This window comes from Streptomyces sp. NPDC091387 (assembly GCF_044756945.1).
Taxonomy (GTDB): Bacteria; Actinomycetota; Actinomycetes; order Streptomycetales; family Streptomycetaceae; genus Streptomyces.
Genome location: NZ_JBIVTZ010000001.1, coordinates 661,360 through 685,312, shown reverse-complemented (window position 1 = coordinate 685,312; position 23,953 = coordinate 661,360). Strand labels below are relative to the sequence as shown.

The following is a 23,953-nucleotide window of genomic DNA, read 5'->3' as shown; positions in this document are numbered from 1 at the left end:
CCGTCAGCTCATCTCCGTCGTGGCCGCCGCCGGTCCTGCGACGAGCCGGGCGGCCCACCGCTCACCCGGCAGATGTCCCTTCTCCGCGAACCGGTCCCGCGCCTCCCGCGCCGCCGCCGTCGCACCCGCCTGATCGCCCAGCAGCGCCAGCGTCCGTGCCTGGTCCAGCGACGCGGTGGCCCGCACCAGCGGGGAGTCGGTCAGCAGGGAGTCCCGTACGGCCCGGTCCGCGTGCCGCAGTGCCGCGGCCGCGTCACCGGCCCCCGCGGCCAGCCGGGCCCGCAGCCCCGCCAGGTCCACCCGGTCCGCGTGCGGCAGCGACTCCGGTGCCCCGACGGCATCGAGCCACGGACCGGCGCCCTTCGGCCGACCCTCGTCGAGCAGCAGCCGGGCCGTCTCCAGCCCGATGGCCGGACGCATGGACCGGGCGCCCGAGTGCGCGGCCGCCCGGTCGGCCCGCACGAGCAGGTCCAGCGCCGGTCCGGTGTGCCCGAGCAGCGTCTCGACCGTCGCCCGGAACACCGGCAGGAAGACCTCGGCCTCCGCGTACCCCAGCTCCTGCGCGAGCCGTTCCGCCTCCGCCAGGCACTCCCCGGCCCGGTCCGCCCGGCCGTTGAGCGCGTAGAGCACGGCCAGCGGACAGTTCAGCGTGGTCCGTACGGCCGGTCGCCCGGCGCCGTGTGCGGCGAGCAGGTCCCGGCAGCGGGCCACCGCGACCGGCACCGGCTCGGGGCCGCGCCACAGCGAGATCCCGATGGCTCCGAGCGCCGCCGCGCGCTCCGGCTCCGCCTCGGCCCGCACCGCGTGGTCCAGGGCCAGCGTCAGGTCGCGGTCCGCCTCCTCGTGCCGCCCGGCCAGCTGCAACTGCTGGGCGAGCCGCAGCCGGGCCCGTGCCTGTCCGACGGAGTCCCCGGCGGACTCGAACAGGGGCAGCACCGAGCGGGCCGTGGCCGACACGTTCACCGCGGCCGGGTCGAGCACCGCCAGCGCGAGCCGGGCGTGCGCGGCCTCGACCGGGGCGGTCCCGATGGCCAGGACCTGCCGCAGCAGGCGCTCCCCGTCCTCCGGACGGCCGAGCGCCAGCCGCACCTCACCGAGCCGGCGCAACGCGGGCGCCGCGGCCGGGTCGCCGTGCGGGTGCAGGTCCACGGCCCGTTCCAACAGGCCCTGCGCCCAGTGCAGATCGGAACGGGCCAGGGCCTGCGCACCGGCCGCGGCGAGCGCGGCGGCGGCCCGGCCCCGCAGCGCGGCGGCCCGGTCGTCGGCGAGGCCGAGTTCGGCGCGGTACCGGTAGGCCCGTTCCAGATGCCCGCCCACCGCCGCCTCGCCCGCCGCCGTCACACTGGGCAGCTCCGACGCCCAGGCGTGCCGGTCGGCCTTGGACCGCTTGGACAGCGAGGCGTACGCGACCTCCTGGACCAGACCGCTGCTGAACCGGTGCCGCCCCGCGCCCGGATCGCCACCGGGCGTGGTCTCGACCAGCCGGCGGCGGCGCAGCCGGGCCAGCGCCCGCACCACCCGGCCGCGGTCGTCGTCCGGCGCGTCGTCCGGCGCGGCCGGGGCGGGCCTGGCCGGGTCCTCCGTCTCGCGCACCGCCCGTGTCAGCCGGACGAGTTCCGGAGCGGTGAAGTCCCGGCCGACGACGGCGGCCAGATCGAGGGTGCTGCGTTCGGTGCGCTCCAGCGCGCCGATCCGGGCGCCGAGCAGCGCCTGAAGGGTCGGCGGCACCGCCGCGCCCTCCTCGGCCTGCGCGCCGGACGGGTCGGTACCGGCCGGTACCAGGAGCTGTTCCAGGTAGAGCGGGTTCCCCTCGGCGCGGTCGTACAGGTCTCCGTCGATCCGGGCGGTCCGCGTGCCGGTTCCGGCCAGCTCGCGGACCAGCAGGTCCGCCTCGGCGCGCGGCAGCCCGGTCAGCGGCAGGATCTGCGGGGGGCGGGCGGCGGGGTCCGCGGCGGACGAGGGCCCGTCGGGACGGCCCGGACACACGATGAGCACCCCCGCCCGGCCGAGCGGTCCGGCCAGCCGGTTCACCGTCCGCACCAGCAGCGGCTCGGCCCAGTGCCAGTCGTCCAGGACCAGCAGCGCCGGGGGGCGGCCCGCCGTCCGGGCCAGCACGGTGATCAGCGCGGCGCACATGTCCTCGAACGGGGCGTTGGGCGTGCCGTCGTGCAGCAGCCCGTCACGCAGCAGCGCCCGCGCGTCCGCCACCGAGGCCCCGGCCCGCCCGGACGCCGCGTCGAGGGCCTCGCGTGCCGCGGGGGCCTCCAGCACGTCCCGGACCGCGTCGGCCAGGGGCGTCAGGGTGCCGTGGTCGCCGTAGCTGCGGCAGCGCCCGGTGCCGACGACCGGCCCGCCCGGCCCGGCGAGCCCGGCCAGCCACTCGCGCGCCAGCCGGGTCTTGCCGACCCCGGCGTCGCCGACCAGGCGCACCAGCCCCGGACCCGCCCCGCGCACCGTCCGGTCCAGCGCCTCGTCCAGCACCGCCTTCTCCGCGGCGCGGCCGATGAACGGCACGTCGAATCGGCGCAGCAGTTCCGGGTCGTCGGCGCCGAGCGCGATCAGCCGGTAGGCGTGCACGCTGTCGCTCTTGCCCTTCAGCCGCAGCGGGCCGGTCCCCTCCACGACGACGGTCGGCCCGGCGGCCTCCACCGTCTGCGGGCCGATCAGGATCTCGCCGGGCGCCGCGTTCTGTTCCAGCCGGGCCGCCACGTTCACGGTCTCGCCCGAGACCAGCGCCTGCCGGGTGCTGGCATCGGAACTCGCCACGACCTGACCGGTGTTGACGCCGATCCGGATACTGAGCCGGATGCCCAGGGTGGCCTGGAGCTCGGTGTTCAGCTCCGCCAGCGCCTCGCGCATGCCGAGCGCCGCCGAGAGCGCCCGCCGGGCGTCGTCCTCCCGCATCACCGGCACCCCGAACACCGCCATCACGGCATCACCGATGAACTTCTCCGGGGTGCCGCCCCGGGCCTCGATCTGCTCGCTCATGGCCGCGAAATAGCGCAGCGTCACGGTGCGCAGGGTCTCCGGGTCCAGCACGCCGGACAGCGCCGTGGAGCCCACCAGATCGCAGAAGACCGCGGTGACCAGCTTGCGTTCGTCCTCCGGCGCCGCCGCGACGGGCGCCGGGCAAGGGGTGCCGCAGGCCGGGCAGAACCGTGCGGCGGTGGGCAGTTCGTGCCGGCACGAGATGCAGTTCATCAGCGCTTCCTCTCTGCTTGGTCCGGCCGGAGCGGTGGGCCGGGTCACGGGGGAGCCGGCCCGCCGCGCGGCGACGGTCGCCACGGGCGGGCCTTCACGGACACGGCCCTCAGAACAGGGCGCCGCCCGCGATCTCGCCGTGTGCCTGCACCTCGGGTCCGACGTCGTCCAGCCGGCTCTTGATGTCGAGCAGCAGCGTCAGTTCCTCGGGTGCGAGATCGGTCAGGACCTGCCGCTGTTCCTCGGTGAGCAGATCGACGGCGAACCCGGCGCCGTACAGCACGGCGAGCCGGTCCGGTGGTTCGTTCATACCTGGCCTCCTGTCGGGACGGACCGCCCCGCTCCCCGCACCGGCGGTGCCGGTCCGGTGCGCCCGAGCCGGACGAACAACTGGGTGAGCGCGTCCGTGGTGTGCAGGGCGCTGACGGCGACGGCCGCCTCGTGTCCCCGCGAGAGCGGCAACCGGTCGAGCAGTGCGTACAGTTCGCCGGCGTGGCCGTCGTCGAGCCGCGCGTGTTCGTGCACGGTGCGGAAGGCCGGGGCGGGCAGCCCGGTCAGCCGGGCCAGCCGGGGGGCCAGTCCGGAGGCCGGGGCGTGCCCCTCCAGGACGGCGATGTAGCCGAGCAGCGCCACCGGGTGGTGGTGCTCGATCCAGTAGTACTGGGCGCCCGCCAGGGAGGCGACGAGCGGAGGCGGCACCGGGTCCAGCGCGGCCCGCGGGCCGCTGCCCGCCGCGGTCAGGTCGTCGAGCAGCCAGGAGTCGTGTTCCGCCTCCTCCCGGATGTGGTCGTGCAGGTACGCGGCCAGCGGCGCGCCCAGCGGATCGCCGTGCCGCGCCATCGACGCGGCCCGTTCGGCGGCCCGTTCCATCAGCGGTACGGAGGCGCGGATGACCGTGTGCATCGCGCACAGGTACGCCCGGTAGCGGGGCAGCAGCCCCTCGGCCCGCCACAGCACGGCCGCCGAGGCGTGCAACGCCCCTTCGGCGAGGGCGAGTTTGACCCGCAGCCGCTCGGAGGCCGGCAGCCCGCACTCCCGCCGCCCGGCGGCGGACGATGCCGTGCTCCCGGCCGGGACCGGGGTCTGTCCGGCGGCCGTCACGGTCCGGTGCCTTCCGGTACCGGACGCGGGCCGTGCGCCGGGCCCGGCGTCGCCACCAGGTCCGCGTACGGGGCGCATCCGTGGCGTCGTACCAGGGCCACCGGTCCGTCGTCGTGCTGGCGACGGGCCGAGGTCAGGTCGAGCAGCGCGCCCGCGGCGCCGCCCGCCACCGCGTCGGCCGCCGCCACCACCTCCGGCCGGTCGCTCAGCCCGCGGCAGTCCCCGCAGTAGGAGCCGGCCGGTGTGGCCGGCGACCAGCGCGCGCGCAGGTGGGCCGGGCCCACCGTGCGCACAAGCCGCAGCAGCGGTGAGCGGAGCGTACCCGCGCGCACGGCGGCCCAGCCGTCCTCGGCGACATGGCCGAGCCGCAGATGGGGCGGGGCCGGGCGGCGGTCCACCGTGTCCTGGTTGCAGCAGGCCAGGACCGTGCCGTCGAAGGCGACCACCGGCCAGGCGGCCATGGCGCACGGCAGCGCGCCCTCGCCGTCCGGCGCGGTACGGGCGGGGCGGGCCCAGGCCGCGGCCCGGCCGAACGGCCGCACCTCGTTGACCAGGGCCGGCACCGTGCCGCCGAACGTCCGGTGGATGTCCGCGGTGACATCCGCGAGGTAGTCGTCCTCGGGCCCGGTCCCGGTGAGGTGGAAGCTGACCGCCACCCCCAGCTCGCGGATCTCCCGCACGGCCCTGAACACCCCGGCCCGCGGCACCTCCCGCTCGTGCGGCAGGTCGAGGCTGGCGGAGAAGTGGTCGAGCGTGCCCACCGCCCGCCGTATCGCGGGCGGAAGCGTGCCGGAGCGGGCGAAGAACATGCCGCTGAGCAGCGCGGTGCGGGTGCCGGACTCCCGCGCGGAGCGGGCGAGCGAGGCCACCAGGCCCGGCCGCAGCAGGGGTTCGCCACCGGTCAGCATCATCACCTCGGGCCGGTCGTCCGCGGTGAACGAGGAGACGAACCGCCGGAGGTCGTCCGCCCCGGGCTCCTCCCGCACCTCCGGCGCGGAGCCGGTGGAACAGTGGGCGCAGCGCAGCGGGCAGCGCCGGGTCAGAGTGATCAGCACTCCGGCGGCCGGAACCGGCCGCAGTCCGATGAGTTCGGCGAGCTCCATTCGGCCGTCTCCTCCGGGCGTAGTGGGGTGCGGCGCGCGGCCGCGATGCGCGAACACAGCGTCCGTCCGCACGGTTCGGCACCGGTCCGGGCCCGGTTCGCCGCCGGTATGGCCGCAGGCCGGACGGCCCGCGGCGGGCCGCCCACGGGCCCGGCGGACGCACCGGCGGCCGTGTCACCCCCCGCTGAACTGCCCCGATACCGGGGCCATACCGGCGCCGAGCCGTTTGCCAGGCCCGGCCTCCTAACTTTCTGGTCAGCGGAAGGCACCCGCCGGCCGCAACCGGAAGGAACGGGCTCAGCCCGGACCGGCCGGAGAACGACCCAGACAGACGAGTGGACGGAGACCACCATGTCCGAGAACACGAAGCCCGCCGCCGACGACAACAACGAGACCCCCGAGGTCGAGGCGCACTCCGTCCTGGACCTCCAGGAGACCGCCGGTGTGCACGAGCGCTCGCTGGACGGCAACTGCGTCAGCACCGTGAGCCTCGTCCTGTCGGAGCAGTAAGGACTGACGACCGGGCCGCGGCGCCACCTCCGGGAAGTACCCCTTCCCCGTGGCGCCCGGCCGGCCGAAACGGGGCGGCTCCGTGACCACGGGGACCGCCCCGCCTCGATTTCCCGGGCCGCTGTCCGGGCCCTGTCCCCGCTCACCGACCGGGAGCCGACGATGGCCACCGCCCTTCGAACCAACCGGGACTTCCGACTGCTCTGGATGAGCGGCCTGTTCGCCGTCCTCGGTACCCAGATGACCGCACTGGCACTGCCGCTGCTCGTACTGCGCGAGACCGGATCGGCCGTTCAGGCCGGAGCGATCGGCACGGTGTCCGTCGCCGCGGTCCTGATCACCATGCTGCCCGGCGGGGTGATGGCCGACCGGGTGGAGCGCCGCAGGCTGATGCGCCTGTGCGACGTGGGCAGCTTCTGCGTCGTCAGCGCCCTGGTCGTGGCCGTGTGGACCGGCCATGTCCCGCTGATCCTGGTGCTGCTCGTCGCGGGCGCGGGCGCCGTCATCGGCAGCTTCTACGGGCCCGCCGTCTTCGGGCTGATGCGCAGCGTCGTGCCCGCCGACGAGATGGGGACCGCGACCGCCCGTCTCCAGGCCCGCACGGCCACCGCACGGCTGGTGGGGCCGCTCATCGGGGGCGGGCTGTTCAGCCTGCACCCCGTCCTGCCGTTCCTCGCCGAGGCCGTCGGGCTGCTGCTGTCCACGCTCTGCGTGGCCCTGGTAAGGACCCGCTCCAGGGCGGAGTCCAGGGCCGGTTCCGTGTTCAGCCGGGCCGAGCTGACCGCAGGGGTGTCCTTCCTGTGGAAGCTGCCCTATCTGCGGACCGTGCTCCTCGTCTTCGGGCTCGGCATGAACTTCGCCTTCGGCGCCATGACCTTCACCGCGCTGACCGTGTTCTCCAGCGGCGGCAGGTCCGGTCTCGGCGGCGGCACCGTCGTCTCCTTCATCTCGGTCGGGGCCCTCGCCGGCGCGCTCCTCGCCCCCCGGCTGCGCCCCGAACGCCGGACCTGGGCGCTCACCGCCGCCACCTGCTGGTTCTGTGTGGTCACCGCCCTCGCGCTGGCCTGGATCCGGGTCCCGCTGTTCGCCGGGCTGCTCTGCGCCGCCTGCATGTGCCTGTCCACGGTCGCCAGCATCGGCTTCCTGTCCACCCTGCTGACCGTCACTCCGGGCGACCGGGTCGGCCGGGTGCAGAGCGCCGCCGGGTTCCTCTCCTCACTGGTCCAGCCGTTCGGGCCGCTGGCCGGGGGCGCGCTCCTGACCGCCTTCGGCAGCCGCACCGCCTTCGGGTCGATCGCCGCGGTCCTGGCCGTGTCCGCCGCCGTCGTCACGTTCGCCCCGTCCGCCCGGCCGGTCCCGCCGCCGGGCGAGGCCGCCGGGGACGAGACCGCCGCGGACGAGCCCCTCACGGACCGTACCGGGGCCGGCAGCCCCCGCCCCTGATCACGAGCCCCCAGGAGGTATGCCGTGCCCGGCATCCAGGAGACCCAGCTGTACTGCATCGCCGACCGCCGCTACTACGAGACCCCGGCCCGGCTGCCCGACGAGGACACCCGCTACCCGCTCGACCGCGCCGAACCGCCCGAGGGCTGGCGGCGCGGCCGGGGCGGACTGTGGACCGCACTCCACCCCGACTCCGCCGAACTCCCCGAACAGGGCTGGAAGATCCACATCTCCACCGTGGCGGCGGACGCCGAGCGCACCCTCGCCGACACCGCCCGGATCTGCCTGGAGCAGGGGGTCCCGTTCAAGTTCCTGCGCAGCGAGCGCGCCCTGCGGCTGATGTCGGCCAAGTACATGAACCGGTCCGGCGCGGGGAAGTTCCTCACCCTCTACCCCGCCGACGAGCCCGCGTTCCTGCGACTGCTCGACGCCCTGACGCTGGCCCTGGACGGGCGCAGCGGACCGTACATCCTGAGCGATCTGCGGATCGGGAACTCTCCCGTCCACGTCCGCTACGGCGCGTTCGTCGAACTCTGGTGCCAGGACACCGACGGGACCAGGGTCCGCGCGATGCGCCACCCCGGCGGCGCACTCGTCCCCGACACCAGGGGCGTGGTCTTCCGGATACCGGACTGGGTGACCGTCCCCGAACAGCTGCGCCCCCACCTCGCCGCCCGTGCCGCCGCCCGCGACGACGACTTCCCCTACGTCGTCACCAAGGCGCTCCAGTTCTCCAACGCGGGCGGCATCTACCTCGCCGAGCACCGCACCACCGGGCAGCGGGTGGTGCTGCGCGAGGCCCGGCCGCACTGCGGTCTCGACCCCGCCGGGCACGACGCCGTCACCCGGCTGCACCGGGAGCACCGGGCCCTGACCCGGCTCGCCGGACTCGACTGCGTGCCCGAGGTGTACGGCGTCCGCACGGTCTGGGAACACCACTTCCTGATCGAGGAGTACATCGAGGGCACCACCCTGTTCGACGAGATCGTCGACCGCTTCGTCCTGGTGCGCGGTGAGCGCACGCCCGCCGAACTCGACGCCTACTCCCGGTGGGCCGAGTCCGTCACGGCCGGCCTCGGCCGCGCCCTCGACCGGATCCACGCCCGCGGGCTGCGGTTCGCGGACGTGCACCCCGCCAACGTCATCCTGCGCCCCGACGGCAGGGTGGTCCTGATCGACTTCGAGTACGCCACGGACCTCGACGACGAGGACACCCCGCTGGCGGGCGCCCCCGGCCTCCAGGCTCCGCTCGGCACCGCGGGAGCGGAGGCGGACGACTACGCGCTCTGGGCGATCTGGCTGCACATCCTGATGCCGCTGATGGAGGTGTCCGAGCACGACCGGGGCAAGGTGCTCAGCATCGAACGCTGGGCCCGCGCCCGCTACCGGCTGGGCCCCGACGCGGGACCGCCCCGCCCGGCCGTCCTCTCCCGGGGGCTTCCGGCGGACAGCGGTGAACCGACGGTGGACCTGCTGCTGCGGGGCCCGGTGCCCGACTGGTCCGGCATCCGGGAACGGCTCCTGGCCGGCATCCACGCCGACGCCACCCCGGACCGCACCGACCGGCTCTTCCCCGGCGACCTGGCCGGCTTCGCCACCGGCGGCATCTGCGCCGCGCACGGCGCCGCCGGGGTGCTGTACGCCCTGCACCGCGTCGGCGCCCCGGTCCCCGCCGAGTACGTCGACTGGCTGGCCCGGACCGCCCTGCGCCGCGCCCCGGACGCCCCCGGCGGGCTGTTCGACGGACTGCCCGGCGTCGCGCTGGTGCTGGCCCGGCTCGGCCGCCGCGAGGAGGGCCGCGAACTCCTCGACCGGGCACTCCGGGCAGCCGCCCCCGCCTCCGCCGACCTGCTCACGGGCACCGCGGGAACGGCGCTGGCGGCCCTCCGGCTCGCCACGGACGGTGATGGACCGCCCGACCGGGAACTGCTCGACCGGGCCCTGCGCACCGCCTGGGAACTCGACGCGCTGGTCCGGGGCGAGGCCACCGGCGGCCCGCCCGCCCCGCCCTCGGCGGGACTGCTGCGTGGCTTCACCGGGGCCGCGCTGCTCCAGCTCGAACTGCACGCGCTCACCGGTGAGGAGTGGCTGCTCGACGCCGCCGGGGCGACGCTCGCCCGCGAGGCGGAGCACTGCGTGACCATGCCGGGCGGCAGCGTGCAGGTCAAGGACGGCCAACGCCACTTCCTCTACCTGGACCAGGGCAGCGGCGGCGTCGCCCTGGTGGCCCAGCGCTACCTGGCCCACCGGGAGGCCCCCGCGCTCGCAGCCCTGCTGCCCGGCGTCCGGCAGGGCTGCCTCCTGGAGTTCATCCGCGAACCGGGCCTCTTCACCGGCCGCTCCGGACTCGTGGCCACCGCCCACCAGTTGTCCGGCGGCGAGCCGGACGCCGAGGTGCTGGACTCCGTGCGCAACCTCTCCTGGCACCTGGTCGCCGAACAGGACCGGCTGCTGGTGCCCGGGGCGCGGCTGCGCCGCTTCTCCGCCGATCTCGCGACCGGGGCGGCGGGCGTGCTGCTCGCCCTGCACACGCTGTCGGCCGCGCCGGAAGAACGGCCGGACCTGCTGGACGTACTCACCCTGGGGTGACTCAGGGCCCGCGGGCGCGGCGACACCACGTGTATACGGCACTTCCGGACCCCGGAAGTGCCGTATACACGTGCGCGGGCGCGACGGCTACGCGCTCGTCGCGCCGATCACCGTCGCCACGCCCGCCGGCACCGCCGTGCGGTGAGCCGCCGCCACGTCGACAGCCGCCGCTGCCGGGACGGCCCTCAGCTCGCGGACGAACAGGCCCACCAGGCGGGGCAGTTCGTACAGCACGGAGTGCGCGGTGACCTCGCCGCTGGGGGAGGTCACCGCCCCCGCGTCGATCAGTGCCTCCACCGTCCGCAGCGCCTGCCGTTCGTCGCAGCCGAGCGCCGCCGTCGCCTCCGGCAGGGTGAACAGCCCCTCGCGGACCGAGGAGGCCAGCCGGGTCAGCGCCAGCCCGCTCCCCGCGGAGAGGTCCTGCCAGCCCGACATCAGCCGGGCGCGCACCGAGATGTCACCGGCCACCAGTTCGTCCAGGGCCCCCGCCGGATCGGCCAGCCGTTCCGCGTACTCGGCCAGCGGCAGATGGCGCAGCACCGCCAGCCGCATCCCGCTCACCCGTACCGCCAGCGGAAGGAGTCCGCAGGCGTCGGCGATCCGCAGGGCGGCGGCCCGGTCCAGACCCACCCGCCCCGCTCCGATCAGCCGCCCCAGCAGCTCCAGCGCCTCGGCCGGGGCCAGCGGCGGCAGCGCGATCCGGTGCACGGGCGACAGCCCGGCCAGCTGTTTCCGCGCGGTCAGTACGAAGGAACTGCCGCCGGTGCCCGGCAGCAGGGCCCGCACCGCCGCCTCGTCCGGTACGTCGTCGAGCACGACCAGCGAGCGGTGCCCGGCCAGCCAGTGCCGCCAGTGCTCCGCGTCCGCCATCGGCTCCGCCCCGTGCGGGCCGCCGGTCAGCCGGGCCAGCTCGCCGAGGACCGCCGGGGCGGGGCGCACCGCCCCCTGTTCGTCGCGGACCCGGATGTGGATCCGGCCGTCCGGGTACCGGTCCGCCAGCAGGTGCGCCGCCTGTACCGCCAGGGCCGTCTTCCCCGCTCCGGCGGCCCCGGTGACCGCCACCACCCGGCCGTTCGCCCCGCCCAGCACATCGAGCAGCTCCCGCAGCTGTTCGCCGCGACCGGTGAAGTCGGTGACGGCCGCGGGCAGCACCGCCCGCAGCGCGGGTGTCCGGTGCGCGGGCGCCGCAGCGCGGGGGCGTTCCGCGCCGTCCTTGCCGGTCAGCATCGCGCGCTGCCGGGCGACGATGGCGGCTCCGGGCTCCAGCCCCAACTCCCGTGCCAGCAGCTGACGGTAGTCGTCGTACACGGCCAGCGCCTCGGCCCTGCGGCCGGTCCGGTGCAGCGCGTCCATCCACGCGGCCAGGACGCGCTCGCGCAGCGGATGCCGTTCGGCCAGGTCCCGCAGCCCGTCCACCACCGCGGACGCCCGGCCCAGCGAGATCTCCGTCTCGGCCCAGTCCTCGTGCACGGTCAGACACCGGGCCTCCAGCCGCTCCGCCTCCGCGGCCACCTCGGGCGAGTCGCGCAGGTCGTGCAGCGGCGGCCCCTGGCACAGGTCCAGGGCCCTGCGCAGCAGACCGGCGGCGGCGCGCGGATCACCGTCGTCGGCGGCCCGCCGGCCCGCCGCGGCCAGGGACCGGAAGCGCAGGGTGTCCAGCTCGGCCGGGCCGATCCGCAGCAGGTAGCCGCCGCAGGAGTGCACCAGCCGCTCCCGGCCGCCGTCCGGCCCGTCGGGACACCAGGTGCCGAGCAGCGTCCGGGCCGAACTGACGTACACCTGGAGGTTCTTGCGGGCGGTCCTGGGCGGCGCGTCCGGCCACACCGCGTCGGTGAGGACGTCCACCGGCACCGGTGTGTTGGGGCGGCTGAGCAGCATGGCCAGGACCAGCCGCTGTTTGCGCGGCCCGAGTGACAGCGGCCGCCCGTCGGCCCATCCGGAGAGCGGGCCGAGCAGCGAGAGGCTCAGCACGCCGGGTGCGGGCGTGCGAGTGGGGGGTCGGGTCATGGGCGAGCCTCCGAAGCACCGGGGGACGGGGGTGGCGGTCTGCCGGTCGCACCCTTGGATCGTCCGCCGGGGACGGCGCCCCCGCATCGGTGCCGGGCCCGCATGTTCCGTGCCGGGACCCGACCAAATCCGCTCCGCACCCCCATGTTGGGCACCCCGGCCCCGTACCCCGCCCGCACGGGCCCCCACCTGCACGTGTCCATGCGCCCGGAAGCGCGGCTCGAAGCGCTGCGGGCGGCCGTGGGGGAGCCGATGGGTCAGCGGGAGGGGCCGACGTGCGTCAGTCGGGTTCCACCGCGTACTCGGCGGCGAAGTCGCAGAGCGCGGAACGGTCCTGACGGCCCGTCTTGCTGAGCAGGCTCGCCATGTGCTTCTCGACGGTGCGCGGCGAGATGGAGAGCCGCCGGGCGATCTGCTGGTTGCCGGGCCGCTCCGCCAGCAGGACGAAGACCTCGTACTCGCGCGGCGTCACGCCGCTCGTCCGCAGCGGGGCCGGGATGCGGTCCCAGCCGCCCCGGTGCTGCCCGACACTGGCGCCCGCCTGCCGCAGCGCCGCCCGGCAGGCGGCGGCGACGGGCTGGATACCCGCCCCGTAGAAGTACTCCTCCGATGCCCGCAGCCAGCTCACCGGCTCGCCCCAGCCCTCGGCGAGCGCCGCGCCGGCGGTCAGCCGCAGTCCCAGGTGGCGGGCGAGCGGGAAGGCGGCGGCATCGGCGAACGCGGAGCCGACCGACCGGGCGGCCGCCGCCGAATCGCCCTCCCGGCCCAGCAGGACCCCATCGGCCAGCCGCAGGAACAACTGGTTCCAGGCCAGGTCGGCGCCGGGGCTCTCCAGCGCGGCGGAGAGCTCCGCCCGGCCGTCCTGCCCGTCGAGGACCCGCAGCAGCGGGCGCAGCCCGTAACGGCCGCTCAGATAGAAGAAGCTGGGGTGTTCGCGTTCCCAGGCCAGCGAGTCGTCCAGGTCGGCCAGCGCGCGCCCGCGGTCCTCCTCCAGCAGAGCGGCGAAGGCGCGGCACAGGCCCAGTTGCAGCGGCACGAGCAGGGACTCCTCGCCGCCCGCCCGGCGGAACCGGACCAGGGCCCGGTCCAGCTCCCGTCTTCGGCCCCGGTGCGCCGCGAGGGCCGCCGAGGCCAGCAGCAGATACCGGTGGGCGCCCAGATTGCGGACCCGTGCGCTGGCGGCCACCGACCGCTCGATGATCTCGTGCGCCCCGTCCCAGGCGCCGCGCATCACCGCGTTCATGGCGAGCAGCCCGTCCACGGTCTGTGTCGGCACCAGCGCGCCCAGCGAGAGCGCGGCGGTCCTGGCCGTCTCCAGCCGGGCGGGGTCACCGGTCCGCATGAACGTATTGGCACCGAGCCGCACCAGCGCTTCCACCCGCCACACCGGCAGGGCGTGCTGCTCGGACACGGCGAGCATCCGCTCCAGACAGGCGTCGGCCTCGTCGAAGCCGCGCTCCCGCGAGAGCAGGGCCAGCAACTGCCAGGCCTGGCAGGCGACCACGGGGAGGTGGTGCTCCTCCGCGACGGCGGCCGCCCGTCGTGCCGCGTCCTGCGCGGACCGCTGCGGTACGCGCGGGACCTGGCCGGGCAGCAGGGCCAGATGGCCGTCCACCACGTCGAGCGCGGCCTCCTGTCCGGGACGGACGGCCGCACCGAGCAGGCTCCGCGCGGTCCGGATCTGGTCGGCCGCCTCGTCCGCGCGCTCCGCCATCACGGCCGCCCAGGCGATCCGGACATGGGTCTCGCCGCGCTGCTCCGCCGCCTCCGACCGGGGCGGCACCGGAGGCAGCTCCGCGGCCAGCGCCAGGGCCGCGTCCAGTTCGCCGGCCTCGGCCCGAGCGACGGCGAGCGCCTCGGTGACGCCCCTCAGATCGCTCGCGTGGGCCAGCGAGCGGGCCCGTTCCAGCAGGATGACGGCCGAGCCGGACGCCCCCGCGGTCAGCATCCGCCGGCCGACCGCGGCGAACTGCCGGGCGGCGCCGTGGCGGTCGCCCCCGGCCAGTTGCAGCGTCGCCATCAACTGGAGCTGTTCGTCGCCCAGTTCGTCGGTCACCGCGGCCAGCGAGGCAGCCGCCCGCCGGGCGGTCGCGGCCCGTTCCGCCGGGGCCAGCGAGGCCACCAGCGCCTCGGCGGTCAGCGCGTGCCGGAAGGTGTACCGGTCGGGGTTGGCACCGTCGGGGGCGATGATGCTCGCCTCGACGGCGGAGCGCAGATGGCTGAAGAGCGTACGGTCGTCGAACCCGGTGACGGTCTGCAGCACGCTGACCGAGAACTGACTGCCCAGCGTGGCCGCGCACAGGAGTAACTCGCGCACCGGTTCGTCGAACCGGTCCAGCCGCCGTGACCAGCTGCGCACCACTCCGGTGGGCACCGCCGCGTCCGGGTTCCCGTACGCCTGCCACCGGTCGCCGGTGCGCCGCAGCTGACCGGAGTCGAGCAGGTCGGCGAGCAGGATCTCGATCAGGTACGGATTGCCGCCCGCCCGGTCGACCAGCCGCTCGTGGGTGGCCTGCGGAACCTCGTCCGGCGTGGCCTCCAGGCACGACGCGGTCATCCCCCGCACCTCCGCGTCGCTGAGCGGTGCCAGCTCCCGCACGGTCGCGACCTGCCTGCGCTCCGCGGAACGCACCAGGTCCAGCGCGACGCCGGGTTCCGGCCGCAGCGTGCCCAGCAGCAGCACCGGCACGTCCGCCACGTTGTCGATGACGTACTCCACCACCGCCATCGTCTCGGTGTCGGAGTCGTGCAGGTCCTCCAGCAGGATCACGCAGCCGTGCTCCTGCCCGAGCACCGACAGCAGCCGCAGCAGCGCCTCCGCCAGTTCGACGACCGTCTCCGGGTAGCCGGGGGAGGAGCCCTGCCGCCACTCCGGCACCAGCCGGGCCAGCGCCGGGCGGTACGGGTCCAGCTCCGGGTCCGAGGGTGTGCCGGCCGCCCGGAACCGTGAGGACAGCGCCTCGACCAGTGGCCGGAACGGTACGACGAGGCCGGTCGAGGTGGCCCTGCCCCGGAGCACCGGCATGTCCCGCTCGTACGCCCGGTACGCGCACTCCCCGGCCAGCCGGGACTTGCCGATGCCGGCGTCCCCGACGAAGAAGATCGCACGCCCCGAACTCCGCGAAGCGGTGTCCAGGGCGCTGCTCAGCAGACCGGTCTCGGCGGCTCGCCCGATCATCACCGACGAAGTGGCACGCATGGGCGCAGGTTACTTGAGCGGAACCCCGCCGGGTAGTGCGCCAAATCGCTTGGGAAGCAACCGACTTGGCTCAGAACGGTGAGGTCATCGTGGTGAACGGCAGATCCAGCGTGTATCCGGTGTTCCCGTCGACGGCGCTGAGGATTCTGCTGCGCAGCCCGAGCCCGCCGGCCGCGCCCAGGGCGATCTGTCCGGCGGGGTGCTCGGAGGCGGAGTCGTCCGTGAGCTCAGTGGTCAGGAAGGCCGAAGCGTCGTTGCTCTGCATGGTTTCTGCCTCTTCTCGTGGGAGGTTCCGGTGCGGTGTGCCGAGCGGTGGTGCGTCTGTGTGCATCGGTGGTACGCCGGTGGTACGGGGGAATCAGGGGGTGCGGCCGGTCAGGCGAGCAGCAGCAGTGACGGCACCCGGTCGGGGAAGCCCGCCCGCAGCAGCCCGTGCCCGATCCCGGCGAGCCCGGTCAGCAGCCCCGGATGGGGGACCAGGCCCGGTGTCCCGCAGCGCGGTCCGGCCCGGTCGGCCGCCGCGAGCAGGGCCCCGGACCGCTCCACCCACCGGGTCCGGGTGCCGAACGGCTCTGCCCGGCCCAGGAGTTCGAGGACGCCGAGTTCCCCGTGGCACAGGCTGTCGTCGAGCGGCGGTTCGCTCCGTGCGATGTCCGCCACCGCCTCGCGCGCCCAGGCGGACAGCAGCGGATCGGCGCGGGCGGCCGCGCTGTCCAGTACGGCCAGGGCCACGCCCGTCCGGCCCCGGCACCAGGAGACCCCGGCGTCCACGCTGCCGGTCGCGGACCGCAGTGCCGCGAGCCCCGGGGCGCGGTACGGCTCGCCGCCGCCCGCCTCCGCGAAGCGCAGCAGGGCCCAGCCGATTCCGGCGGCCCCGTCGGCGAATCCCGCGGTGTCCGGCAGCGGTGCCTCGCGCAGCAGCCCGGCGCTGTGCTCCGCCCGCCGCCACACATCGGCCCGTCCGGTGGCCCGGTACCCGGCGAGCAGGCTGACCAGCCCGCCGGCCGTGCCACCGCGCACCCCGTGCTCGCTCTCCGCGACGGCCGCCGCGCCCGTCAACCGCAGCGCCGGCACCACCAGTTCGCGCAGGCGGCGGTCATCGAGCGTCTCCGCGACCTGGATCAGCGCGTAGGCGATCCCGCCGAGCCCGGCGAACGCGCCGGAGCCCACCGGCCCCAGGTCGTCCGGACGCGCGTGCAGCACCTCCAGCAGTCCGGCCAGCGGAGCCAGCGCGTCCCGGGCCGCCGCGGCGTACCGGTCCGCCCCGGTGAGCGAGGCGAGCTGGGCCAGGAACTGCGCCGTACCGGTGTAGCCGCTCGCCAGGTCGGCGGCCATCGGCCCCAGCCGCCAGTAGCGCTCCCCGAGCAGCTCCAGGCCGATCCAGTTCAGCCGGGTGGGTCCGGAGTACGCCTGCGACACCAGCTCGTCGCCGACCGACCTGGCCGCCGCGAGCAGCTGTTCCGGCTCCGGCGCGGTGGCGGCCGTACGGGCCCGGCGCGGCCCTGTGCCGCCCGCGTGGGCGGGCTCGCGCGAGGTGGTCACCATCGCGGCGCAGATGATCCGTTCCTGGTCCTGGCGGTCCACCGTGTCCAGGCCCGCCAGCTTCTCCCGGACCAGGGAGAGCCCGGTCCGGGCGAGCGGCCCGGACAGCAGCCGGCCGGCCCCGCTCCACAGGTCGGTGCGCTCGGGCAGGGCCGTGAACAGGGGCACGTCCCCCGACCACAGCTGGGCGAGTTCCTCCTCCAGCAGGCCGGGCAGCGCGGCGGGACCCATGACGTCGGTCCCCAGCAGCGCCAGCACCTCGTGCCGCGCGGCGGCGTCCTTCATCAGGTCCGGGTGCGTGGACTCGTCCAGGAGCGAGGTGTAGACCCAGGTGGGCCGGGCCACCACCCGCACCTCGTCGTGCGCGAACCGCTCCAGCAGCCCGCCGGGGCACAGGAGTTCGGCGCGGGCCTCCTTGACCGCGGTGTACCCGGCGCTGAACCCCTCGCACAGCGGGCCGACGAAGGCGGACGGATCGGCGGGCGCCCCGGCCAGCCGGGGCCGGTTCGCGGACTCACCGAACCGAGCCGTCCGGCGCACCAGCCGCATCCGGTCGGTCCCCGCGTCCGCCCAGTCGGCGCTGCGCACCGGAGAGGCGGCGGCCTGCCCGCCGCCGATCCCGGACATGTCGAGCGCCGTGTCGTCCCCGACGAGCAACTGCGGCAGCAGACCCACCCGGTGCACAGAGCCGTGCAGGGCGCGGGCCGCCGGATCGTCCGAGGCCGAGGCGGGCAGCGGCGGGTGGAACAGCGTCTCGACGTCGACGAGCACCGGGTGCTCCCCGTCGGCGATCAGGTTCTCGTGGTGCAGGTCGGTTCCGTCCAGCACGTGCAGCAGGGCCAGCAGCGCGCCCTGGCGCCGGTAGAAGGACTCGATCTGGCCGACCGAGCGGCAGGGCCGTGTCGAGGCGAACTCCACCCACCCGTAGGACCCCCGGTCCAGCAGGGCGAGCGTGCGGAGTCCGGGGGTGCCGGGCAGTGCGTTGAACCAGTTGACGAGCTCGTTGAAGTGCCGGTGGGCGGCGAGCGGACGCGGCTTGTAGACCAGCCGGGAACCGTCGTCGAAGCGGAGCAGCATCACGGTCCGCCCGCCCCGGTGGCTGTCCCCGGCGCCGGGCTCCACGCCCACCAGCCGGGCGCCCCGCACGCTGTCCGCCGCCGCGCCCGAAGCGGCGCGGCCCCTCGGCAGCACCGGCCGGTCCGCCGCGAACCGGACGAGCATCTCGGCCAGCGCCGCGGCGGCGTCGAGCGCGGTCCGCGCCAGGATCCGGGCCAGCACGGGGTAGCCGGTGAGGAGCGCGGCCAGCCCCGGCCGGGCGCCGGTCAGCCGCAGGAAGTCCGTGAACCGGCCCTCGGAGTCCTCCCCGGCGAGCCGCCCGGCGCGCCGCGCCACGTGCAGTTCCAGGACCAGGGTGCGGGCGGCGAGCCGGGCGAGCCGCCGGGCCAGGTGCCGCTCGAAGTCGTTCCGTACGGTGTCCAGGTCGGCGCAGCGGCCCACCCGCTCGGGCAGGGCGTCCAGCATCCGCACCGCCGCGCGGGCGGTGAGCGGGGCGAGGACGCGTGCGAAGCCGCGCAGTCCCGGATGCCCGGCCCCGTCCGCGCCGGCCCCGTCCTCGATGTCCGCGTTCTCGGGGGCGGTGGAGAGCACGTCCTCGACGAACTCCACCCAGTCCGGGGTACCGGCGGGCGACGGTTCGAAGGCCAGTGCCGCATGCCACCAGGGTCCGTCGGGCCGGGAGGCGCCGGGGAGGGCCGCGGCCGGATGCGCGGCCGACGTACGTGCGGTGGGGCCGGCCGGGGAGGAGACGCGCACCCGCTCGCGGCTGCCCGGATCGTTCTCCGCCATCGCACCTCCTCGGTCCGGCGCCGGCACCACCGGTCCGCCGCGACCCATACTCCCGGCGGGGCGCCCGGCGGACATGGGGGGAGCGCCCCCATCTTCCTGCCCCTGGCGCTCACGCCACCCGTGGTACCGCCGTGGAGCCCCGCACCATCAGCTCCGCCGGGATCGTTGCGATGCCGCCGGGCGGCGGGGTCTCCTTGCCCATCGCCAGCCGGCCCGCCCGCGCCCCCGCCTCGAAGAGCGGCAGCCGTACGGTCGTCAGCGCCGGGACCACGTCCACCGAGAACGGCAGATCGTCGAAGCCCGCCACCGAGATGTCCTCGGGGATGCGCAGGCCGCGGTCGCGGATCGCCGCCGCCGCGCCCAGCGCCACCGTGTCGTTGGCGGCGACGACGGCCGTGATCCCCGGCTCGCGGCGCAGGAGTTCGACGGTGGCGTCGTAGCCGGAACTGCGGTCGTAGGAGCCGTGCACCGTGAGCCGCTCCTCGTCCCCGGCCGTGTCCCCGGACCCGTCCCCGTACAGTCCCGCTGCCCTCATCGCGTCGCGGTGGCCCTCCAGCCGGTGGCGGGTCGTGGTCCGCTCCAGCGGTCCCGCCGCATAGCCGATCCTGCGGTGGCCCAGCGAGACCAGGTGCTCGGTCAGGCGCCGGCCGCCGCCCCGGTTGTCGAAGGCGAGCGCGGCCAGGACCGATTCGCTGTCCGGCAGCGGGGGCCGCCCGCACAGCACCACCCTGGTTCCCGCGTCCGCGAGCTTCGCCAGCTTCGCCGACATCGCCGCCTGGTGCGCCGGGTCCTCCACCGCGCCGCCGGTGAGGACGACGGCGGCGGCGCGCTGGCGCTGGAGCAGGGTGAGGTAGGTGAGTTCGCGGGCCGGGGAGCCGCCGGTGTTGCAGACGACGGCGAGCTTCTCGCCGCCCGCCCGGCCCGAACCGTCGCCCGGACCGCCGATCTCCGTCTGTGCCGCGCCCGCCATGATCCCGAAGAACGGGTCGGCGATGTCGTTGACCAGGATGCCGATCAGGTCGGAGGTGGCGGCCGCGAGCGAGCTGGCCGGCCCGTTGAGCACGTAGTCCAGGTCGTCCACCGCACGCAGGACCCGCTCCCGAGTGGACGCGGCCACCGGGTAGTTGCCGTTCAGCACACGGGAGACGGTGGCCGGGGACACCCGGGCGCGCGCCGCCACGTCCGCCAGGGTGACTGTCATCGCATTCCTCCGAGGAGTGATGAGGGGAGAGGACCAATCAGCGTGCCCCCTCTTGTCCGGGCCGCTGTCGGCAGGCTAGCGTCCTCCCGTATAGAAAGCGCTTGCTACGGCTGTATGGAGGAACTTTCGTGACACGCAGGACAGTGCGCATCGCCATGAACGGCGTCACGGGTCGCATGGGATACCGGCAGCACCTGGTGCGCTCGGTTCTCGCGATCCGGGAGCAGGGCGGCCTCGACCTCGGCAACGGCGACGTGCTCTGGCCCGAGCCGGTCCTCGTCGGCCGCCGGGCCCACGCGCTGGAGGCGCTCGCCGAGCAGCACGGCCTGACCGAGTGGTCGACCGACCTCGACGCGGTCCTCGCGGACGAGACCATCGACATCTACTTCGACGCCCAGGTCACCTCGGCGCGCGTCGACGCGATCAAGAAGGCCGTCGCGGCGGGCAAGCACATCTACACCGAGAAGCCCACCGCCACCGACGTCGGGGGTGCCCTGGAGCTGGCCCGGCTCGCCCGGGAGGCCGGGATCAAGCACGGCGTCGTCCAGGACAAGATCTTCCTGCCGGGCCTGCTGAAGCTGAAGCGCCTCATCGACGGCGGCTTCTTCGGCGAGATCCTCTCCGTGCGCGGCGAGTTCGGCTACTGGGTCTTCGAGGGCGACTGGCAGGAGGCCCAGCGCCCCTCCTGGAACTACCGCTCGCAGGACGGCGGCGGCATCGTCGTCGACATGTTCCCGCACTGGGAGTACGTGCTCCACGAGCTGTTCGGCCGGGTCACCACCGTCCAGGCGCACGTCCAGACGCACATCCCGCAGCGCTGGGACGAGCACGGCAAGCCGTACGCCGCGACCGCCGACGACTCCGCGTACGGCATCTTCCAGCTGGAGAGCGGCGCCGTCGCGCAGATCAACTCCTCCTGGACGGTCCGCGTCAACCGCGACGAGCTCGTCGAGTTCCAGGTCGACGGCACCCACGGCTCCGCCGTGGCGGGCCTGCGCAACTGCCGCGTCCAGCACCGCTCGGCCACCCCCAAGCCGGTCTGGAACCCCGACCTCCCGGTCACCGAGTCCTTCCGCGACCAGTGGCAGGAAGTCCCCGACAACGCCGTCTTCGACAACGGCTTCAAGGCCCAGTGGGAGCTGTTCCTGCGCCACATCGTCCTCGACGAGCCCTACGCCTGGGACCTGATGGCCGGCGCCCGCGGCGTCCAGCTCGCCGAGCTCGGCCTCAAGTCCTCCGCCGAGGGCCGCCGCTTCGACGTCCCGGAGCTGACCCTGTGACGCCGCGCCCCACCCCCGTCGTCGTCGCCCCGGAACGGACACCGTGACCATCCACCTCCCGCAGGGGCCGTACGAGCCCCGCGCCACCCCGCTCGACCTCGCCCCCGGCGGAGCGGCCCTGGCCTCCCGCACGGTCTTCTCCGCCGCCCATGTCGTCGCCGACCCCTACGCGGACATCAGCCCCGACTCCCCGGCCGCCGTCGACTGGGACGCCACCCTCGCCTTCCGCCGCCACCTCTGGTCGCACGGCCTCGGTGTCGCGGAGGCCATGGACACCGCCCAGCGCGGCATGGGCCTGGACTGGGCGGGCGCCGCCGAGCTCATCCGCCGCTCGGCCGCGGAGGCCAGGTCCGTCGGCGGTGCCATCGCCTGCGGCGTCGGCACCGACCAGCTCCCGCCCGGCCCCGCCTCGCTGGCCGAGGTCCGGTCCGCGTACGAGGAGCAGCTCGCCCTCGTCGAGGGCAGCGGCGCCCAGGCCATCCTGATGGCCTCCCGCGCGCTCGCCGCCGCGGCGAACGGGCCGCAGGACTACCTGGAGACGTACGCCCACCTGCTGCGCCAGGCCACCGAGCCGGTCGTGCTGCACTGGCTCGGCCCGATGTTCGACCCGGCGCTGGACGGCTACTGGGGCTCCGCCGACCTCGACGCGGCCACCGACACCTTCCTCCAGGTCATCGCGGAACACCCGGACAAGGTCGACGGCATCAAGATCTCCCTCCTCGACGCGGAGCGCGAGATCGACGTCCGGCGCCGCCTCCCCGGCGGGGTGCGCTGCTACACGGGCGACGACTTCAACTACCCCGAGCTGATCGCGGGCGACGACCGAGGCTTCAGCCATGCGCTGCTGGGGATCTTCGACCCGCTCGGCCCGCTGGCCGCGCACGCGGTCCGGGTGCTGGACACGGGCGACACCAAGGGATTCCGCGAACTCCTCGATCCGACGGTCGAGTTGTCGCGCCACCTCTTCCGGGCGCCGACCCGCTACTACAAGACGGGCGTGGTCTTCCTCGCCTGGCTGGCCGGCCACCAGGACCACTTCACGATGGTGGGCGGCCTCCAGTCGGCCCGCTCGCTGCCGCACCTGGCGAAGGCGTACGAACTCGCCGACCGGCTCGGCCTGTTCCCCGATCCGGAGCTGGCCGAATCCCGGATGCGCGCCCTGCTCACCGTGCAAGGAGGCTCCCGATGACCGATACCCGTAACGACCTCTCCCGGCTCTCCCTCAACCAGGAGACCATCAAGCAGTGGTCGCTGCCCGAGCTCGCCGAGGGCTGCGTGAAGGCGGGCATCGGCCAGGTCGGCCTGTGGCGGGCCCCCGTCCAGGAGTACGGCGTCGGGCGAACCGCCCAACTCCTCGCCGACTCGGGCCTGTCCGTCACCAGCCTCTGCCGGGGCGGCTTCCTCACCGCCCCCGATCCGGCCGGCCGGGCCCGCGCCCTGGACGACAACCGCGCGGCGCTCGACGAGGCGGCCGGCCTGTCCACGGACACCCTGGTCCTGGTCTCCGGCGGCCTCCCGGCCGGAGCCAAGGACCTGTACGGCGCCCGCGAACGCATCGCGGACGCCCTGGGCGAACTGGCCCCGTACGCGGCCGAGCGCGGCGTACGCCTGGCGATCGAACCGCTGCACCCGATGTTCGCCTCCGACCGCTGCGTCGTCTCCACCCTGTCCCAGGCCCTGGACCTCGCGGAACGCTTCCCGGCCGACCAGGTCGGAGTCGTCGTCGACACGTACCACCTCTGGTGGGACGACCAGGCACCCGCCCAGATCGCCCGCGCGGGCGCGGGCGGCCGCATCCACTCCTTCCAGCTCGCCGACTGGATCACCCCGCTCCCGGCGGGCGTCCTGGTCGGCCGCGGCCAACTGGGCGACGGCTGCGTGGACTTCCGCGCGTTCCGTACGGCGGTCGAGGCGACCGGCTTCGACGGTCCGATCGAGGTGGAGATCTTCAACGAGGACCTATGGGCGCGCGACGGCTCCGAGGTACTGGCGGAGGTCGCCGCGCGGTATCTGGAACACGCCTGCTGAACAGGGATCCGCGGCGTACGGGACACCGCGCCCGTCTCCGCTGGTTGGCCTGATCCAACGAAATCGAGTGCTGATACTTTCGCACCCGTGATCGTTTATGCGCTGTGGCATGTAGGCCACCAGAACGAGGCCGGCGACGACGGCGCGACCGTGCACGTCGATGACAGCGGAGTGTTCTGCGACGAGACTGATGGTGATGACGTGAAGCTGCTCGGCTTCTACTCAACCCTGGAACGAGTGGAGGAGCGTATGCGGCAGGCTCGACTTCTACCAGGGTTCCGGGAGGAGCCTGACTGTTTCTACTTCGATGCCTGCGCACTCGATGAGGATGATTGGACCGAGGGCTTCGTTCGGGTTCCACCGGGCGAGTAGATCCGCTGGATTCCCTTGCCGGTGTTCAGTGAAACTCCTGGCGGGCGCGAGTGATCTGGACCGACCACCCGCCTGTCAGGAGCTTCGTCGTCCGCGCGGTTCACGCTCACCGACCTTCCGGCACCGCGCTCAGGTGGGAAGGAAATCAGTCATCGATCGTGACCACCTTGTACGTGAGCTGGTAACTCGCACCATCGTTGCCCAGATCCCTCACGTGTTCGCCCGGGGGGTCGAACCTCGAGATATTTGTTGAGCCCAGTCTGTCGTCCGCCCCGAAGGTGGTGTCCCCGAAGAGGGCGATATTCATGTTGTCGCCCTGGAACGTGAACCTTTGGTTGATGTCCACGCTGTTGAGTACCGCAATGGTGACGAAGCTTTCCGGGTCTTCTCCCGGCGGCCACTTCTTCACGCCATCGATTTGCATCTTGACGTCGTCGGAGCCTTTGCCGCCGCCTGCGGTAGCCAGGCATTTCAGCTTTATGATCTTGGCGTCGAATGATGTCATGGCTCCACCCTCCTTCTTCGGCCACTC

16 protein-coding genes and 1 pseudogene are annotated in these 23,953 nt (G+C 74.6%); 7 read left to right on the top strand and 10 right to left on the bottom strand.

Annotated elements, in window-relative coordinates; translation table 11 throughout:
• Window positions 1-3: 3 nt before the first annotated feature.
• The 4 genes from ACIQM0_RS03200 to ACIQM0_RS03185 form a co-directional block, all read right to left on the bottom strand.
• Entirely contained in the window at window positions 4-3,201 is a 3,198-nt protein-coding gene (locus ACIQM0_RS03200) for an adenylate/guanylate cyclase domain-containing protein (RefSeq protein WP_401283006.1), read from the bottom strand.
• A gap of 109 nt (window positions 3,202-3,310) precedes the next feature.
• The gene (locus ACIQM0_RS03195; protein WP_363023424.1) at window positions 3,311-3,511 is read right to left on the bottom strand and encodes an aroma-sacti cluster domain-containing protein; all 201 of its coding nucleotides are present in this window, start codon (window positions 3,509-3,511) and stop codon (window positions 3,311-3,313) included.
• Entirely contained in the window at window positions 3,508-4,227 is a 720-nt protein-coding gene (locus ACIQM0_RS03190; protein WP_401283396.1) for an iron-containing redox enzyme family protein, read from the bottom strand. Before ACIQM0_RS03190 ends, ACIQM0_RS03195 begins: the two co-directional genes overlap by 4 nt.
• A 71-nt stretch (window positions 4,228-4,298) precedes the next feature.
• Entirely contained in the window at window positions 4,299-5,405 is a 1,107-nt protein-coding gene (locus ACIQM0_RS03185) for a radical SAM protein (protein WP_401283004.1), read from the bottom strand.
• 351 nt (window positions 5,406-5,756) lie between these two features.
• Between ACIQM0_RS03185 and ACIQM0_RS03180 the strand changes: the two genes are divergently transcribed.
• From ACIQM0_RS03180 to lanKC, 3 genes are all read left to right on the top strand, one after another.
• Entirely contained in the window at window positions 5,757-5,915 is a 159-nt protein-coding gene (locus tag ACIQM0_RS03180; RefSeq protein WP_311305604.1) for a hypothetical protein, read from the top strand.
• 162 nt (window positions 5,916-6,077) lie between these two features.
• Complete coding sequence (locus tag ACIQM0_RS03175) at window positions 6,078-7,358, top strand: MFS transporter (protein WP_401283002.1); 1,281 nt, start codon at window positions 6,078-6,080, stop codon at window positions 7,356-7,358.
• A gap of 24 nt (window positions 7,359-7,382) precedes the next feature.
• Window positions 7,383-9,947, top strand: coding sequence for a class III lanthionine synthetase LanKC (gene lanKC, locus ACIQM0_RS03170; RefSeq protein ID WP_401283000.1), 2,565 nt, complete (start codon window positions 7,383-7,385; stop codon window positions 9,945-9,947).
• A gap of 87 nt (window positions 9,948-10,034) precedes the next feature.
• On the opposite strand, the gene ACIQM0_RS03165 is transcribed toward lanKC, so the two are convergent.
• From ACIQM0_RS03165 to ACIQM0_RS03145, 5 genes and pseudogenes are all read right to left on the bottom strand, one after another.
• Window positions 10,035-11,954 carry a BTAD domain-containing putative transcriptional regulator gene (locus tag ACIQM0_RS03165; RefSeq protein ID WP_401282998.1) on the bottom strand — a complete coding sequence of 640 codons (1,920 nt, stop codon included), beginning with the start codon at window positions 11,952-11,954 and terminating at the stop codon, window positions 10,035-10,037.
• Between the two features lie 280 nt (window positions 11,955-12,234).
• A complete protein-coding gene (locus ACIQM0_RS03160) occupies window positions 12,235-15,153 on the bottom strand; it encodes an ATP-binding protein (protein ID WP_401282997.1) in 2,919 nt (972 codons plus the stop codon).
• Between the two features lie 70 nt (window positions 15,154-15,223).
• Entirely contained in the window at window positions 15,224-15,418 is a 195-nt protein-coding gene (locus ACIQM0_RS03155) for a hypothetical protein (RefSeq protein ID WP_401282995.1), read from the bottom strand.
• Between the two features lie 116 nt (window positions 15,419-15,534).
• Window positions 15,535-18,540: pseudogene (locus tag ACIQM0_RS03150) on the bottom strand (type 2 lanthipeptide synthetase LanM family protein); the annotation flags it as partial.
• A gap of 109 nt (window positions 18,541-18,649) precedes the next feature.
• Window positions 18,650-19,741: a LacI family DNA-binding transcriptional regulator gene (locus ACIQM0_RS03145; RefSeq protein ID WP_401282993.1), complete on the bottom strand. Its 1,092-nt coding sequence runs from the start codon at window positions 19,739-19,741 to the stop codon at window positions 18,650-18,652.
• A 128-nt stretch (window positions 19,742-19,869) separates the two neighbouring features.
• On the opposite strand from ACIQM0_RS03145, the gene ACIQM0_RS03140 reads away from it, so the two are divergent.
• From ACIQM0_RS03140 to ACIQM0_RS03125, 4 genes are all read left to right on the top strand, one after another.
• Window positions 19,870-21,021, top strand: a complete 1,152-nt coding sequence (locus tag ACIQM0_RS03140; RefSeq protein WP_401282991.1) for a Gfo/Idh/MocA family protein — start codon at window positions 19,870-19,872, stop codon at window positions 21,019-21,021.
• A 43-nt stretch (window positions 21,022-21,064) separates the two neighbouring features.
• Window positions 21,065-22,210, top strand: a complete 1,146-nt coding sequence (locus ACIQM0_RS03135) for a dihydrodipicolinate synthase family protein (protein ID WP_401282989.1) — start codon at window positions 21,065-21,067, stop codon at window positions 22,208-22,210.
• On the top strand, window positions 22,207-23,049 hold the full coding sequence (locus ACIQM0_RS03130) for a sugar phosphate isomerase/epimerase family protein (RefSeq protein ID WP_401282987.1): 843 nt from the start codon (window positions 22,207-22,209) through the stop codon (window positions 23,047-23,049). Before ACIQM0_RS03135 ends, ACIQM0_RS03130 begins: the two co-directional genes overlap by 4 nt.
• Before the next feature lie 87 nt (window positions 23,050-23,136).
• On the top strand, window positions 23,137-23,421 hold the full coding sequence (locus tag ACIQM0_RS03125; protein ID WP_401282985.1) for a hypothetical protein: 285 nt from the start codon (window positions 23,137-23,139) through the stop codon (window positions 23,419-23,421).
• A 145-nt stretch (window positions 23,422-23,566) separates the two neighbouring features.
• Here ACIQM0_RS03125 and ACIQM0_RS03120 read toward each other — a convergent pair whose 3' ends face one another.
• Entirely contained in the window at window positions 23,567-23,926 is a 360-nt protein-coding gene (locus tag ACIQM0_RS03120; protein ID WP_401282983.1) for a hypothetical protein, read from the bottom strand.
• Window positions 23,927-23,953 lie beyond the last annotated feature (27 nt).